Source organism: Streptomyces sp. NPDC052020 (genome assembly GCF_040680575.1).
In the GTDB taxonomy this organism is placed as follows: domain Bacteria; phylum Actinomycetota; class Actinomycetes; order Streptomycetales; family Streptomycetaceae; genus Streptomyces.
Window position 1 is genome coordinate 1 of sequence record NZ_JBFAWY010000005.1, and the last position, 12,849, is coordinate 12,849.

Genomic DNA, 12,849 nt, shown 5'->3' on the forward strand with positions numbered 1-12,849 from the left:
CCCCGAAGTCGCCCGCGACCTCGGGCAGCAGACCCATGATCACGAACTCGGTCGTTCCGATCCCGAAGGCCCCGATCGCGAGGGCCAGGAGCGCGAGAGGCATAGGGGTACACCTTCCGAAAAAGATTGCAGGAGCGCCTTACGTGCGAACACAATAGTTGCACACGCGGGCTATCTGCAAACGCAGGCTATTGCGGTCCTGCCCTATCCTGGACTCCAGACACTCCGGGACGGAGGAAACGCCAATGACAGCGACGGACCCCGCACTCACCGCCCTCGCCCAGGGCTGGTGCGCCCTGTCCCTGCTGCACGGGAGGATCGAGGCCCACATCGAGCGCGCTCTTCAGGCCCGGCACGGCCTGAGCGTGCGCGAGTACTCCCTGCTCGACGTGCTGAGCCGGCAGCACGACGGCGACGGGGGCCACCTACAGATGAAGCAGGTCGCCGACGCGGTCGTCCTGAGCCAGAGCGCCACCACCCGTCTGGTCAGCCGGCTGGAGGACCGGGGCCTGCTGGAGCGGTACCTCTGCCCGACCGACCGCCGCGGCATCTACACGAACGTCACCGAAGCGGGCCTCACGCTCCTGGGGGAAGCCCGGCCGACGAACGACGCCGCGCTGCGCGAGGCTCTCGACGAGGCAGCGAAGAACCCGGAGCTCGCCCCCCTGGTCCGGGTCGTGGAGACACTGAAGGCACCGGTGCCCGCCTAGGCCGCAGCGTCCCCGGCCCACTGCGTACAGTGCGGCCATGAAAGAGCTCGAGATACGCCCTGCGGCCGAGAAGGACATCCCGGCGATCGTCGCGATGCTCGCCGACGATCCCCTGGGCGCGCAACGGGAGTCGCCTGACGACCTGGCCCCCTATCTGGCGGCCTTCAAACGCCTCAGCGATGATCCGCACCAGCACCTGACGGTGGCCGTACGCGGGGAACGCGTCGTCGGCACGCTCCAGCTCACGATCATCCCCGGCCTGTCCCGCCGCGGCGCCATCCGGTCGGTCATCGAGGCCGTACGCGTCCACGCCGACGAGCGCGGCAGCGGCCTGGGGACACGGCTCATCGAGTGGGCGATCACCGAATCGCGGCGGCAGAACTGCCAATTGGTGCAGCTGACGTCCGACAGCAGCCGCACGGACGCGCACCGCTTCTACGAACGGCTCGGCTTCACGCCCTCACACGTGGGATTCAAACTCGCCCTGTGACCGCGCGCGGGCGCGCCCTGTTTCACGTGAAACGGGACGCGCCTGTTCGGACCTTGTCTAGCCGATGCCCCGCCATCCCGCGGGATCCACTCCGCCCGGTACCGGAGCCGTCTCGTCATACGGCCGACGAGTGAACACGAACGATCCCAGATCGAGATGGCTCACACGTCCGTCCGGCCGCCGCACGGCACGCAGGGTCTCCCCGGCGTAGTACCCCTCCAGTCCGGTCCAGGTGCCATCGCTGTTGGCCCGGAAGCGTGAGCGGCGACCGCCCCCGGACAACGGCTCGAGCGCTACCGCACCATCGGCCGACAATCGCAGGGCGAAGGCATGCGTCCCCCAGTACCAGGGGCCGGCCAGGTCCAGCACGGACACATCGACGTCGGACATCGGCCGCCACGGCTCGGGAATCCGCGGCTCGGCCTCGGCGACGATACGGACCAGATCCGCACCCACCAGGAACAGCGGCGGGCCGGAGGTGCAGTTGGCCAGGACCACGGCCGCGACGTCGTCCTCCACGCTGACGGTGAGATTCGCCAGGAAGCCCGGCAGCGAGCCGGAGTGCCCGACGAGCAGCCGCCCGTCCCAGCTCTGGATCTGAAGACCCAGCCCGTATGTCAGACCGTCCACGACATCCGCCGCCTCGGCCGGTGCCGCCGGCATCCGCATCTCCCGCACCGTCTGCGCGGTCAGCACCCGGTCGTCGCCGTGCGTGAGGAAAGAGGCGAACCGGGCCAGGTCCCCGGTGGTCGACCAGAGCTGACCGGCCGGTGCCATCCGCCCGAGATCCTCGGTGGGCTCGGGCAGCAGGACGTCGGCCCACGGGTGCACGGCCCAGCCGCCCGCATGGGGCGCCTGCGGTTGCGCGCTCGTCCGTTCCAGTCCGAGAGGTTCCAGCACCTCTGCCCGCAGCACCTCCTCCCAGGAGGCGCCGCGTACCTTCTCGACCAGCGCGCCGAGCAGGGTGTAGCCGGGGTTCGAGTAATGGAACCGGCGGCCCGCCGGGTGCCGGAACGGCTGCTCACCCAGCACATCGGCGAGTCCGGGACGAAGACTGCCGGGAGTGCGTTCCCACCACGGCGCCGGCGACTCGGCAGCCAGGCCACCGGTGTGAGCCAGGAGTTCGGCGATCGTCGCCTCACCCGCGCCCGTCGCCGGCAGATGCTTCTCCAGGGGATCTCCGAGGTCGAGCAGTCCCTCGTCACGCAGCCGCAGCACCAGCACGGCGGTGAAGGTCTTGGTGATCGAACCGATCCGGTACTGCGTGTTCTCGTCCGGGCCGTGCCCGTCCACCGAGGTCCGCGCCCCGTGCCAGACGGTCCGCCCACCGCGCACGACCGCGGCGACCAGCGACGGCGCCCGCCCTTCGGCCTGGGCGACGGCGATCCGGTGCAGCAGCGCACGGCGGGTTCCGGGAAGCAGCTCTTTCTGAGGTGTCGTCATGCCTCACAGTCCACCCGGCCGCCTATCCCGCGTCGAGCCAATTAACCGGAGCGGCCCGGCTTCTCAGTCCGGCTGATCAGGTGGGGCAGGACCGCGCGGCCGGCACGGGCCGCGCCGAGGCCGGCACCGGCTCCGGGGTTCGAGGCGGATACGAGGTCCCGCACCAACGCCGGCTCAGGTCTGCGCCATGTCCACGAACCGCGAGTAGTGCCCCTGGAAGGCGACCGTGATGGTCGCCGTCGGGCCGTTACGGTGCTTGGCCACGATCAGGTCGGCCTCGCCGGCGCGCGGCGACTCCTTCTCGTAGGCGTCCTCGCGGTGCAGCAGGATGACCATGTCGGCGTCCTGCTCGATGGAGCCGGACTCACGCAGGTCCGAGACCATCGGCTTCTTGTCGGTGCGCTGCTCGGGACCGCGGTTCAGCTGGGACAGGGCGATGACCGGGATCTCCAGCTCCTTGGCCAGCAGCTTCAGGTTCCGGGACATGTCCGAGACCTCCTGCTGGCGGCTCTCGGCGCGCTTGGAGCCGCCGGACTGCATCAGCTGGAGGTAGTCGATCACGACCAGCTTGAGGTCGTTGCGCTGCTTGAGGCGACGGCACTTGGCGCGGATCTCCATCATCGACAGGTTCGGGGAGTCGTCGATGTACAGCGGCGCGGCGGAGACATCCGGCATCCGGCGCGCCAGGCGCGTCCAGTCGTCGTCCGTCATCGTGCCGGACCTCATGTGGTGCAGGGCGACCCGGGCCTCGGCGGACAGCAGACGCATCGCGATCTCGTTGCGCCCCATCTCCAGCGAGAAGATGACGCTCGGCAGGTTGTGCTTGATCGACGCCGCGCGCGCGAAGTCCAGCGCGAGCGTCGACTTACCCATGGCGGGACGGGCGGCGATGACGATCATCTGCCCCGGGTGCAGGCCGTTGGTGAGCGAGTCGAAGTCGGTGAACCCCGTGGGCACGCCGGTCATCTCGCCGCTGCGCGAGCCGATCGCCTCGATCTCGTCAAGGGCGCCCTCCATGATGTCGCCGAGCGGCAGATAGTCCTCGCTCGTGCGCTGCTCGGTGACGGCGTAGACCTCCGCCTGGGCGCGGTTGACGATCTCGTCGACGTCGTCGTCGGCCGCGTATCCCATCTGCGTGATCCGCGTTCCGGCCTCGACGAGGCGGCGCAGGACGGCGCGCTCCTGGACGATCTCCGCGTAGTACGCCGCGTTCGCCGCCGTCGGCACGGTCTGGACGAGCGTGTGCAGATACGCCGCCCCGCCGACCTTGTTGATCTCGCCGCGCTTGGTCAGCTCGGCGGCGATCGTGATGGGGTCGGCCGGCTCGCCCTTGGCGTAGACGTCGAGGATCGCCTGGTAGATCGTCTCGTGCGCCGGCTTGTAGAAGTCCCGGCCCTTGAGGATCTCGACGACGTCGGCAATGGCGTCCTTGGACAGGAGCATGCCGCCGAGAACCGACTGCTCGGCCTCCAGATCCTGCGGCGGAAGGCGCTCGAACGACGAGCCCGCGCCATCCCACTCCCCGGTGTCCCGGCCGCGTTCGTGCTGATCGTCACGGCCGCGGGGTCCGTCCACACGCCGACGGGAGGCAGGCAGACGATCACTGGGACCGCTGTCGGCCCACGGCTCGTCCAAGGGCTCGGAAATGCTCACCGAGCCACCTCCTCCCGTCCGCACCGCGGACCTAGCCGTGCCCTTCTTTCTACGGCACGGCACTGACACATGAGACGCCCCGCCTCCGGTTTCATAGGCGCCGGTTTTGCCATGGTTTGCGTCCCGGCGAACGGAGCAGGCGCCGGACCACCGTAGGGCTCCGGGCAGCGTCAGCCAATCTGGTTATCCACAGGCCATGTGGACGACGGCCCCGATGCTGTGGAGAACTACGCGAAACCTGTGCACGAGCCGGTGGACAGCCCTGTGAACAAGCACTCGCCACCTCTGCGGAAACCGCTTTGACCTGCGGCTTTGACGTCCACTGGCTGTGCAGAAGAAAAACTTCCCCCAACGGGGCAACATCGCTGCCGACGGTGCGAGGAAGCACACCCCCAGAGAGGACAAGTAAGGATCACAATGCCTTTGCATCCATTACCTGTGGACGATTAGATTGGTGCTCATGACACAGGTCCACGCGCGTTCCGGGTCCATACGGCGACAGCACGACCGAGAGATCATCGCGCTGGCCGTTCCGGCCTTCGGCGCACTCGTCGCCGAGCCGCTCTTCGTCATGGCCGACAGCGCGATCGTCGGCCATCTGGGCACAGCCCAGCTCGCCGGACTCGGTGTCGCCTCGGCCCTCCTGACCACCGCCGTCAGCGTCTTCGTCTTCCTCGCCTACGCCACCACGGCGGCCGTCGCCCGACGCCTCGGCGCGGGCGACCTGCCGTCCGCCATCCGTCAAGGCATGGACGGCATCTGGCTGGCGCTGCTGCTCGGCGCCGCCGTCATCACCATCGTCCTGCCCACGGCACCGTTCCTCGTGGATCTCTTCGGCGCGTCCTCCACCGCCGCCCCGTACGCCACCACCTACCTGCGCATCTCCGCCCTCGGCATCCCCGCCATGCTCGTGGTACTGGCCGCGACCGGCGTTCTGCGCGGGCTCCAGAACACCAGGACACCTCTCTACGTCGCCGTCGCGGGCTTCATCGCCAACGCCGCCCTGAACGCGGGGCTCGTCTACGGTGCCGGTCTCGGCATCGCCGGCTCCGCCTGGGGCACCGTCATCGCCCAGTGCGGCATGGCCGCGGTCTATCTCGTGGTGGTCGTCCGAGGAGCCCGTCGGCACGGCGCCTCCCTGCGCCCGGATGCCGCCGGGATCAGAGCCTCGGCCCAGGCCGGGGTGCCCTTGCTGGTCCGCACGCTCTCCCTTCGGGCCATCCTGATGATCGCCACTGCCGTCGCGGCTCGTCTCGGCGACGCCGACATCGCCGCCCACCAGATCATCCTGTCCCTCTGGAGCCTGCTCGCCTTCGCGCTCGACGCCATCGCCATAGCGGGGCAGGCCGTCATCGGGCGGTACCTCGGAGCCGGCGACTCCCAGGGCGCCCGCGCGGTCTGCCGCCGGATGGTGGAGTGGGGCATCGCGGTCGGGATCGGGCTGGGTGTGCTGGTCATGGTCACCCGCCCGGCGTTCCTGCCCCTGTTCACCGGCGATTCCGCGGTCAAGGACGCGGCGCTGCCTGCTCTGATCATCGTGGCCGTGTCCCAGCCGATCTGTGGTGTCGTCTTCGTCCTGGACGGCGTTCTGATGGGCGCGGGTGACGGTCCCTACCTCGCCTGGGCAATGCTGGTCACCCTGGCGGTCTTCACGCCGGTGGCCCTGCTCGTCCCGGTCTTCGGTGGTGGTCTCACTGCCATCTGGGCGGCCATGACGCTGATGATGACCGTGCGGATGCTGACGCTGTGGCTCCGCACCCGCTCCGGTCGCTGGATCGTTACCGGCGCGACCCGCTGACCGTTTCACGTGAAACGGTCAGCGGGTGACCGTTTCACGTGAAACCGCGCGCTCCGGGCAGCGGCTCGGGACGCGGGACGTACCCGGACATGAGAGGGGCCGCACCCACCTGGGGTGCGGCCCCTCTCACCGCTTCAGCGAGCACGGCACTCAGGCCGCGACAACCTCGATGCTGACCGTGGCGGCCACCTCGGGGTGCAGACGCACGGACGTCTCGTGGGCGCCCAGGGTCTTGATCGGCGAGGTCACCTCGATACGGCGCTTGTCGACCTCGGGGCCACCGGCAGCCTTGATCGCCGAGGCGATGTCGGCCTGGGTGACGGAACCGAAGAGACGACCGGCGTCGCCGGCGCGAACGGCCAGACGGACCTTCACGCCCTCGAGCTGGGCCTTCACCTGGTTGGCCTGCTCGATGGTCTGAATCTCGTGGATCTTGCGAGCGCGACGAATCTGCTCGACGTCCTTCTCGCCGCCCTTGGTCCAGCGGATCGCGAACTTCCGCGGGATCAGGTAGTTACGGGCGTAACCGTCCTTGACGTCGACGACGTCGCCCGCGGCACCGAGGCCGGTGACCTCGTGGGTGAGGATGATCTTCATGAGTCGGTCACCCTTCCCTTATCGCGCGGTGGACGTGTAGGGCAGCAGCGCCATCTCACGGCTGTTCTTCACGGCCGTGGCGACATCGCGCTGGTGCTGGGTGCAGTTGCCGGTCACGCGGCGGGCACGGATCTTGCCGCGGTCGGAAATGAACTTCCGCAGCATGTTCGTGTCCTTGTAGTCCACGTACGTGACCTTGTCCTTGCAGAACGCGCAGACCTTCTTCTTCGGCTTGCGCACAGGCGGCTTCGCCATGGTGATTCTCCTGTGTGATCAAGAAGTGTGGGTACGGCCCGCCCTCTCGGTCCGGCCAGGCCCGAGGGCCCGGCTCCGTGACCTAGAAGGGAGGCTCGTCCGAGTAGCCGCCGCCGGAGCCGCCGCCCCAGCCACCGCCGCCGCCCTGGTTGCCACCGGCGGGAGCGCCGGTCGCCCACGGGTCGTCGGCGGGAGCGCCGCCGCCCTGCTGGCCGCCACCGGGGCCACCGCCCCAGCCGCCGCCACCCTGGCCGCCACCGCCGCCGTAACCACCCTGGCCACCGCGGCCCGAGGTCTTGGTGACCTTGGCCGTGGCGTTGCGCAGGCTGGCGCCGACCTCGTCGACGTCCAGCTCGTAGACCGTACGCTTGACGCCCTCACGGTCCTCGTAGGACCGCTGCTTCAGCCGGCCCTGCACGATGACGCGCATGCCTCGCTGGAGCGACTCGGCGACGTTCTCCGCCGCCTGGCGCCAGACCGAGCAGGTCAGGAAGAGGCTCTCGCCGTCCTTCCACTCGTTGGTCTGGCGGTCGAAGGTGCGGGGAGTGGACGCGACACGGAACTTCGCGACGGCCGCACCGGACGGGGTGAAGCGCAGCTCGGGGTCGTCGACAAGATTGCCGATGACCGTGATGACGGTCTCGCCTGCCATGGGGGAACCTCTCGGCGGGTTTGCTGCTGGCTGCTTGTGCTGCTACTCGGTCCCGGGACCGGCTGAGCGGGAGGCTCAGTGGGTCTCGGGACGGAGGACCTTGGTCCGGAGGACCGACTCGTTCAGGTTCATCTGGCGGTCGAGCTCCTTGACGACCGCAGGCTCGGCCTGCAAGTCGATGACCGAGTAGATGCCCTCGGGCTTCTTCTTGATCTCGTACGCGAGACGACGACGGCCCCAGGTGTCGACCTTCTCGACCTTTCCGCCACCGTCACGGACGACAGAAAGGAAGTTCTCGATCAGCGGGGAGACAGCGCGCTCCTCGAGATCGGGGTCGAGGATGACCATCACCTCGTAGTGACGCATGTGGAACCCACCTCCTTTGGACTCAGCGGCCACGGTCGTTCCGTGGCAGGAGGGTTGCGATGCGTACGCAACGATGCCCGTCAGTCAAACAGCCGCCACTGACAATGAGGGGCGAGCGGCGGGTCACCAGATCGGCCGGACGAGTCCGGGCGCCGACCTGACCGCCTGACTGCCTTCCTGGGCAGACACCGGTGCAGACGGTACAGACTACCCGCACACCCGCTTCCGGTTGAAATCCGGTCGCGGAGCCGGTCAATCTGTACACATCGGGTGTGTAGGGCGCTACGATGCGCCGTCTCTCGCAGGAGGTGCCCCATGGCACAGGCATTGCGACCCAACACCGCCGGCGGCCTTTTCGCCACGGACGGCAAGCCCCACCCCCGCCAGGACGCGCTCCTCGCGGTGACCCTGGTGCTGGGCATCACGTCGTTCGTGACGGCGATGTTCCACCATCTGCACCTGCTCAGCTCGTGGACCGGCCTCATCGGGCTGCTCACGGGCGCCTACGGTCAGTGGATCTCCGAGACGACCCGCGAGCGCTTCGGGCTCATCCTGGGTCTCGGAGCCGCGGGCATCGGCTTCTTCCTGGGCATGGCGCACGGCGGCCTCTTCGGCGGGGTCATCGACTGACGCCACGGACACCACCCGTTCGGAACACCGGGAAACGCTCCGGCCGCCGACAGGCCGGGGCGAAGGTGCCGTACGCCCAGCCGGGGCGCCCCTGAGGCGCAGTAGGCTTCGGCGCTAGGGCCTGTCCGGCGGATCGGGCCGGAGGAACGAAGCGACCCGACCGGCGGGCCAGACCCCCGCGTCTCCGGCAGGATCCACCGGACAGGCCCTGAGAGCCGGAGCCCCTGACCACATGGGGACACACCAGCCCGAGGAGCGCCCCGAATGAGCCTGACCCTGAGGACCATCAGTCGAGAGCAGCATCTGGCCTACATCCAGAGCCTGCCGTCGGCGAGTCACATGCAGGTCCCGGCCTGGGCGGACGTGAAGGCGGAATGGCGCTCGGAGAACCTCGGCTGGTTCGACGAGCGGACGGGCGAACTGGTCGGCGTCGGTCTGGTCCTCTACCGGCAGCTCCCCAAGATCAAGCGCTACCTGGCCTATCTGCCCGAGGGTCCGGTCATCAACTGGTTCGCGCCCAACCTCCAGGACTGGCTGGAGCCGATGCTGGCGCATCTGAAGCGGCAGGGCGCCTTCTCGGTCAAGATGGGCCCGCCGGTGATCATTCGGCGCTGGGACGCCGCGACCATCAAGAAGGGCATCCAGGACCCGGATGTGAAGCGGCTGCGCGACATGGAGGCCGACTTCATCGAGCCGCGTGCCTTCGAGGTGTCCGACAAGCTGCGCCGCATGGGCTGGCAGCAGGGCGAGGACGGCGGCGCCGGATTCGGCGACGTCCAGCCCCGGTACGTCTTCCAGGTGCCGCTGGCCAACCGTTCCCTGGAAGAGGTCCACAAGAACTTCAACCAGCTGTGGCGCCGCAACATCAAGAAGGCCGAGAAGGCCGGCGTCGAGGTCGTCCAGGGCGGCTACCACGATCTGGAGGAGTGGCAGCGGCTGTACGAGATCACGGCCGTGCGCGACCAGTTCCGGCCCCGCCCGCTGTCGTACTTCCAGCGCATGTGGACGGCCCTCAACAGCGAGGACCCCAACCGCATGCGGCTGTACTTCGCCCGCCACAACGGCGTGAACCTGTCCGCGGCCACGATGCTGATCGTGGGCGGGCACGTCTGGTACTCCTATGGCGCCTCCGACAACATCGGCCGTGAGGTCCGCCCCTCGAACGCGATGCAGTGGCGGATGCTGCGCGACGCCTACGCGCTCGGCGCGACCGTCTACGACCTGCGCGGCATCTCCGACTCACTGGACGAGACCGATCACCTCTTCGGACTGATCCAGTTCAAGGTGGGCACGGGCGGCCAGGCCGCCGAGTACCTCGGCGAGTGGGACTTCCCGCTGAACAAGCTGCTGCACAAGGCGCTGGACATCTACATGTCGCGCCGCTGAGCGGTCCCTCACCGCTCCCGTAGCCTCATTCACCACGGCTTCGATGGCTCCCACAGCTTTCCTCCCTTCCTCCTTTCGTCTTCCCTCCCTTCGTCACAACCTCAGCCACGAGAAAGGTTCCAGGTCCGGCCATGGCGCTCACGCTCTACGTCGACACCGCGCGCTGGCGGGCGCACCACAAGCACGTGCAGGAGCAGTTCCCGGGGCTCGTCCCCGTCTGCAAGGGCAACGGCTACGGCTTCGGACACGAGCGGCTCGCGGAGGAGGCCACGCGGCTCGGCGCGGATGTCCTCGCCGTCGGCACGACGTACGAGGCCGCGCGGATCAAGGACTGGTTCAGCGGTGACCTGCTGGTGCTGACGCCGTACCGGCGCGGCGAGGAACCGGTTCCGCTGCCCGACCGGGTGGTGCGCTCGGTGTCGTCCGTCGACGGTGTGTACGGGCTCGTCGGAGCCCGGGTCGTCATCGAGGTGATGTCCTCGATGAAGCGGCACGGCATCAGCGAGCAGGACCTGCCCCAGTTGCACGCCGCGATAGAGAACGTCCGGCTGGAGGGCTTCGCCATCCACCTGCCGCTGGACCGCACCGACGGCTCGGACGCCGTCGAGGAGGTCATCGGCTGGATGGACCGGCTGCGCGCGGCCCGGCTGCCGCTGCACACCATGTTCGTCAGCCACCTCAAGGCCGAGGATCTCGCCCGGTTGCAGCAGCAGTTCCCGCAGACCCGCTTCCGGGCGCGTATCGGGACCCGGCTGTGGCTGGGGGACCACGAGGCCACCGAGTACCGCGGCTCCGTTCTGGACGTGACGCGCGTGGCCAAGGGGGAGCGCTTCGGCTACCGGCAGCAGAAGGCGGCCTCCGACGGCTTCCTCGTGGTCGTGGCGGGCGGTACGTCGCACGGGGTGGGCCTGGAGGCCCCCAAGGCGCTGCACGGCGTCATGCCCCGCGCGAAGGGGGTGGCCCGGGCCGGCCTCGCCACCGTCAACCGCAACCTCTCCCCGTTCGTCTGGGGCGGCAAGCAGCGCTGGTTCGCCGAACCGCCGCACATGCAGGTCTCGATCCTGTTCGTGCCCGCGGACGCGCCGGAGCCCAAGGTCGGGGACGAGCTGGTGGCCCACCTCCGGCACACCACCACGCAGTTCGACCGGCTCGTCGACCGCTGAGCACCGCCCGGCGGCACGAGGGCCGTACCCGGTCTCCCGGGTACGGCCCTCGTGTGACGGTCACCGGCGCCCTGCCCGTGCCCGTGCCGTCTCAGTGCGAGTCGCCGCCGGTCCGGTCGGCACCCCATTCCACCTGGGAACCTGGGGCGGCACCGTCGGTGTAGGCCGCACGCTGCGAGGAGGGGGACACCAGGCCGAGCGCGAAGACGTCCGGCGCGCCGTCGAGCACACCGCCCGAAGGGTCGTCGTCGCCGGTTCGGCGCACGGGGTCCCGTTCCGGCATCAGGATGTCGCGCACGACCATGACGCACAGGTACAGCGTGCCCAGCAGATGCACGCCGATGGCCCAGTGGTAGCCCTCGGTCGGCAGTCCCTTGTGGGCGTCTCCGCTGGTCGTGTACGCGAGGTAGAACCAGATGCCGAGGAAGTACGCCACCTCGCACGCCTGCCAGACGAGGAAGTCCCGCCACCTGGGCCGGGCCAGCGCGGCCAGCGGTACCAGCCACAGGACGTACTGCGGTGAGTAGACCTTGTTGGTCAGGACGAACGCGGCGATGATCAGGAAGGCGAGCTGGGCGAAGCGCGGACGCCGCGGTGCCGTCAGCGTGAGCACCGCGATGCCGCCGCAGCACAGCACCATCAGGACCAGGGCCAGTGTGTTGACGGTGTCGGTGCTGAACGGGTCGGCCGTGTTCTGGACGATGATCAGCCAGAAGGAGCCGAAGTCGACGCCTCGTTCCTGGCTGAACGTGTAGAACTTCGACCAGCCGTCGAAGGCGAAGAGCATCACCGGCATGTTCACCACGAGCCAGGCGCCGGCCGCCCCGGCCAGGGCCTTGCCGAACTCCCGCCACCTGCCCGCGCGCCAGCACAGCACGAGCAGCGGGCCCAGCAGCAGGAAGGGATAGAGCTTGGCCGCCGTGGCCAGCCCGAGCAGGATGCCGGCGGCCAGCGGGCGGCTGCGCGCCCACATCAGCATCGCGGCGGCCGTCAGGGCGACGGCGAGCAAGTCCCAGTTGATGGTCGCGGTCAGCGCGAAGGCGGGGGCCAGAGCGACCAGCAGCCCGTCCCAGGGGCGCCGGCCGTGCGTCCGGGTCACGCACACGGCGATGACGGCCGCGCACACCATGAGCATCCCGGCGTTGGCCATCCAGTACCACTGCGCCTGGTCCTGGAGGCTGCCGCTGCCCGGCGTGAGCCAGGACGCGACCTCCATGAACATGCCGGTCAGCACCGGATATTCGAGGTACTCCATGTCGCCGGAGAGCTTGTCGAAGTACGGCACGAGCCCGTCGGCGAAGCCACGCCCCTGATAGAGGTGCGGAATGTCCGAGTAGCAGGCGTGTGTGTACTGCGAGCTGGCCCCGAAGAACCAGGCGCCGTTGTAGCAGGGCGCCTTCTGGACCAGGCCGAGGGCGAACATGCCGATCGCCACGAGTGCGATCACCCGCACCGGCGCCCACCAGGAGGTCCCCGGCAGGGCGCGCCGGCCGAGGGGGCCGCCGATCAGCTCACTGCCGGCCGCGGCGACCGCGTCCTCCCTGGTCGGACGCACCGGCTCCGGCTCGTGCACGCTCGCTGGCGTCGATTCTGCACTGGGCATGGGGCACATCCTGCCGTAAGAGCCTGAGAATGCGGCGAGGGCCGCCGCACCCTGGGGGTGCGACGGCCCTCGTTTCACGTGGAACAGGGCGGGGGTTTCACGT

At 69.1% G+C, this 12,849-nt stretch carries 13 protein-coding genes; 6 read left to right on the forward strand and 7 right to left on the reverse strand.

Features of this window, described 5'->3' with window-relative positions; all coding sequences use genetic code 11:
• Window positions 1–245: 245 nt before the first annotated feature.
• On the forward strand, window positions 246–710 hold the full coding sequence (locus tag AB0L74_RS06050) for a MarR family transcriptional regulator (RefSeq protein WP_365646077.1): 465 nt from the start codon (window positions 246–248) through the stop codon (window positions 708–710).
• A gap of 37 nt (window positions 711–747) precedes the next feature.
• Window positions 748–1,200: a GNAT family N-acetyltransferase gene (locus AB0L74_RS06055; RefSeq protein ID WP_365646079.1), complete on the forward strand. Its 453-nt coding sequence runs from the start codon at window positions 748–750 to the stop codon at window positions 1,198–1,200.
• A gap of 57 nt (window positions 1,201–1,257) precedes the next feature.
• Here the strand turns inward: AB0L74_RS06055 and AB0L74_RS06060 are convergent, their stop codons facing one another.
• Window positions 1,258–2,643, reverse strand: coding sequence for a serine hydrolase domain-containing protein (locus AB0L74_RS06060; RefSeq protein WP_365646081.1), 1,386 nt, complete (start codon window positions 2,641–2,643; stop codon window positions 1,258–1,260).
• A gap of 174 nt (window positions 2,644–2,817) precedes the next feature.
• Window positions 2,818–4,296, reverse strand: coding sequence for a replicative DNA helicase (gene dnaB, locus AB0L74_RS06065; RefSeq protein WP_365646083.1), 1,479 nt, complete (start codon window positions 4,294–4,296; stop codon window positions 2,818–2,820).
• Window positions 4,297–4,756: 460 nt separating this feature from the next.
• Here dnaB and AB0L74_RS06070 point away from each other — a divergent pair, with 460 nt between their 5' ends.
• Window positions 4,757–6,094, forward strand: coding sequence for an MATE family efflux transporter (locus tag AB0L74_RS06070; protein ID WP_365646085.1), 1,338 nt, complete (start codon window positions 4,757–4,759; stop codon window positions 6,092–6,094).
• Window positions 6,095–6,244: 150 nt separating this feature from the next.
• Here AB0L74_RS06070 and rplI read toward each other — a convergent pair whose 3' ends face one another.
• The 4 genes from rplI to rpsF all read right to left on the reverse strand — a co-directional run bounded on the left by rplI (window position 6,245) and on the right by rpsF (window position 7,964).
• Window positions 6,245–6,691 carry a 50S ribosomal protein L9 gene (gene rplI, locus AB0L74_RS06075; protein ID WP_365646087.1) on the reverse strand — a complete coding sequence of 149 codons (447 nt, stop codon included), beginning with the start codon at window positions 6,689–6,691 and terminating at the stop codon, window positions 6,245–6,247.
• 18 nt (window positions 6,692–6,709) lie between these two features.
• The gene (rpsR, locus tag AB0L74_RS06080; RefSeq protein WP_003949403.1) at window positions 6,710–6,946 is read right to left on the reverse strand and encodes a 30S ribosomal protein S18; all 237 of its coding nucleotides are present in this window, start codon (window positions 6,944–6,946) and stop codon (window positions 6,710–6,712) included.
• Window positions 6,947–7,028: 82 nt separating this feature from the next.
• The gene (locus AB0L74_RS06085; protein ID WP_029381814.1) at window positions 7,029–7,598 is read right to left on the reverse strand and encodes a single-stranded DNA-binding protein; all 570 of its coding nucleotides are present in this window, start codon (window positions 7,596–7,598) and stop codon (window positions 7,029–7,031) included.
• Window positions 7,599–7,673: 75 nt separating this feature from the next.
• The gene (rpsF, locus tag AB0L74_RS06090) at window positions 7,674–7,964 is read right to left on the reverse strand and encodes a 30S ribosomal protein S6 (RefSeq protein WP_014673750.1); all 291 of its coding nucleotides are present in this window, start codon (window positions 7,962–7,964) and stop codon (window positions 7,674–7,676) included.
• Window positions 7,965–8,279: 315 nt separating this feature from the next.
• On the opposite strand from rpsF, the gene AB0L74_RS06095 reads away from it, so the two are divergent.
• From AB0L74_RS06095 to AB0L74_RS06105, 3 genes are all read left to right on the forward strand, one after another.
• Complete coding sequence (locus AB0L74_RS06095) at window positions 8,280–8,594, forward strand: hypothetical protein (protein ID WP_044382754.1); 315 nt, start codon at window positions 8,280–8,282, stop codon at window positions 8,592–8,594.
• A 264-nt stretch (window positions 8,595–8,858) separates the two neighbouring features.
• The gene (gene femX, locus AB0L74_RS06100; protein ID WP_365646089.1) at window positions 8,859–9,980 is read left to right on the forward strand and encodes a peptidoglycan bridge formation glycyltransferase FemX; all 1,122 of its coding nucleotides are present in this window, start codon (window positions 8,859–8,861) and stop codon (window positions 9,978–9,980) included.
• Between the two features lie 131 nt (window positions 9,981–10,111).
• Entirely contained in the window at window positions 10,112–11,143 is a 1,032-nt protein-coding gene (locus AB0L74_RS06105; protein ID WP_358784579.1) for an alanine racemase, read from the forward strand.
• 91 nt (window positions 11,144–11,234) lie between these two features.
• Here AB0L74_RS06105 and AB0L74_RS06110 read toward each other — a convergent pair whose 3' ends face one another.
• Window positions 11,235–12,755, reverse strand: a complete 1,521-nt coding sequence (locus tag AB0L74_RS06110; RefSeq protein ID WP_365646092.1) for a glycosyltransferase 87 family protein — start codon at window positions 12,753–12,755, stop codon at window positions 11,235–11,237.
• Window positions 12,756–12,849 lie beyond the last annotated feature (94 nt).

Coding starts and splice junctions, on each gene's coding strand:
- AB0L74_RS06050 (WP_365646077.1), top strand. CDS start 246: ATGACAGCGACGGACCCCGCACTCACCGCCCTCGCCCAGGGCTGGTGC.
- AB0L74_RS06055 (WP_365646079.1), top strand. CDS start 748: ATGAAAGAGCTCGAGATACGCCCTGCGGCCGAGAAGGACATCCCGGCG.
- AB0L74_RS06060 (WP_365646081.1), bottom strand. CDS start 2,643: ATGACGACACCTCAGAAAGAGCTGCTTCCCGGAACCCGCCGTGCGCTG.
- AB0L74_RS06070 (WP_365646085.1), top strand. CDS start 4,757: ATGACACAGGTCCACGCGCGTTCCGGGTCCATACGGCGACAGCACGAC.
- rplI (WP_365646087.1), bottom strand. CDS start 6,691: ATGAAGATCATCCTCACCCACGAGGTCACCGGCCTCGGTGCCGCGGGC.
- rpsR (WP_003949403.1), bottom strand. CDS start 6,946: ATGGCGAAGCCGCCTGTGCGCAAGCCGAAGAAGAAGGTCTGCGCGTTC.
- AB0L74_RS06085 (WP_029381814.1), bottom strand. CDS start 7,598: ATGGCAGGCGAGACCGTCATCACGGTCATCGGCAATCTTGTCGACGAC.
- rpsF (WP_014673750.1), bottom strand. CDS start 7,964: ATGCGTCACTACGAGGTGATGGTCATCCTCGACCCCGATCTCGAGGAG.
- AB0L74_RS06095 (WP_044382754.1), top strand. CDS start 8,280: ATGGCACAGGCATTGCGACCCAACACCGCCGGCGGCCTTTTCGCCACG.
- femX (WP_365646089.1), top strand. CDS start 8,859: ATGAGCCTGACCCTGAGGACCATCAGTCGAGAGCAGCATCTGGCCTAC.
- AB0L74_RS06105 (WP_358784579.1), top strand. CDS start 10,112: ATGGCGCTCACGCTCTACGTCGACACCGCGCGCTGGCGGGCGCACCAC.
- AB0L74_RS06110 (WP_365646092.1), bottom strand. CDS start 12,755: ATGTGCCCCATGCCCAGTGCAGAATCGACGCCAGCGAGCGTGCACGAG.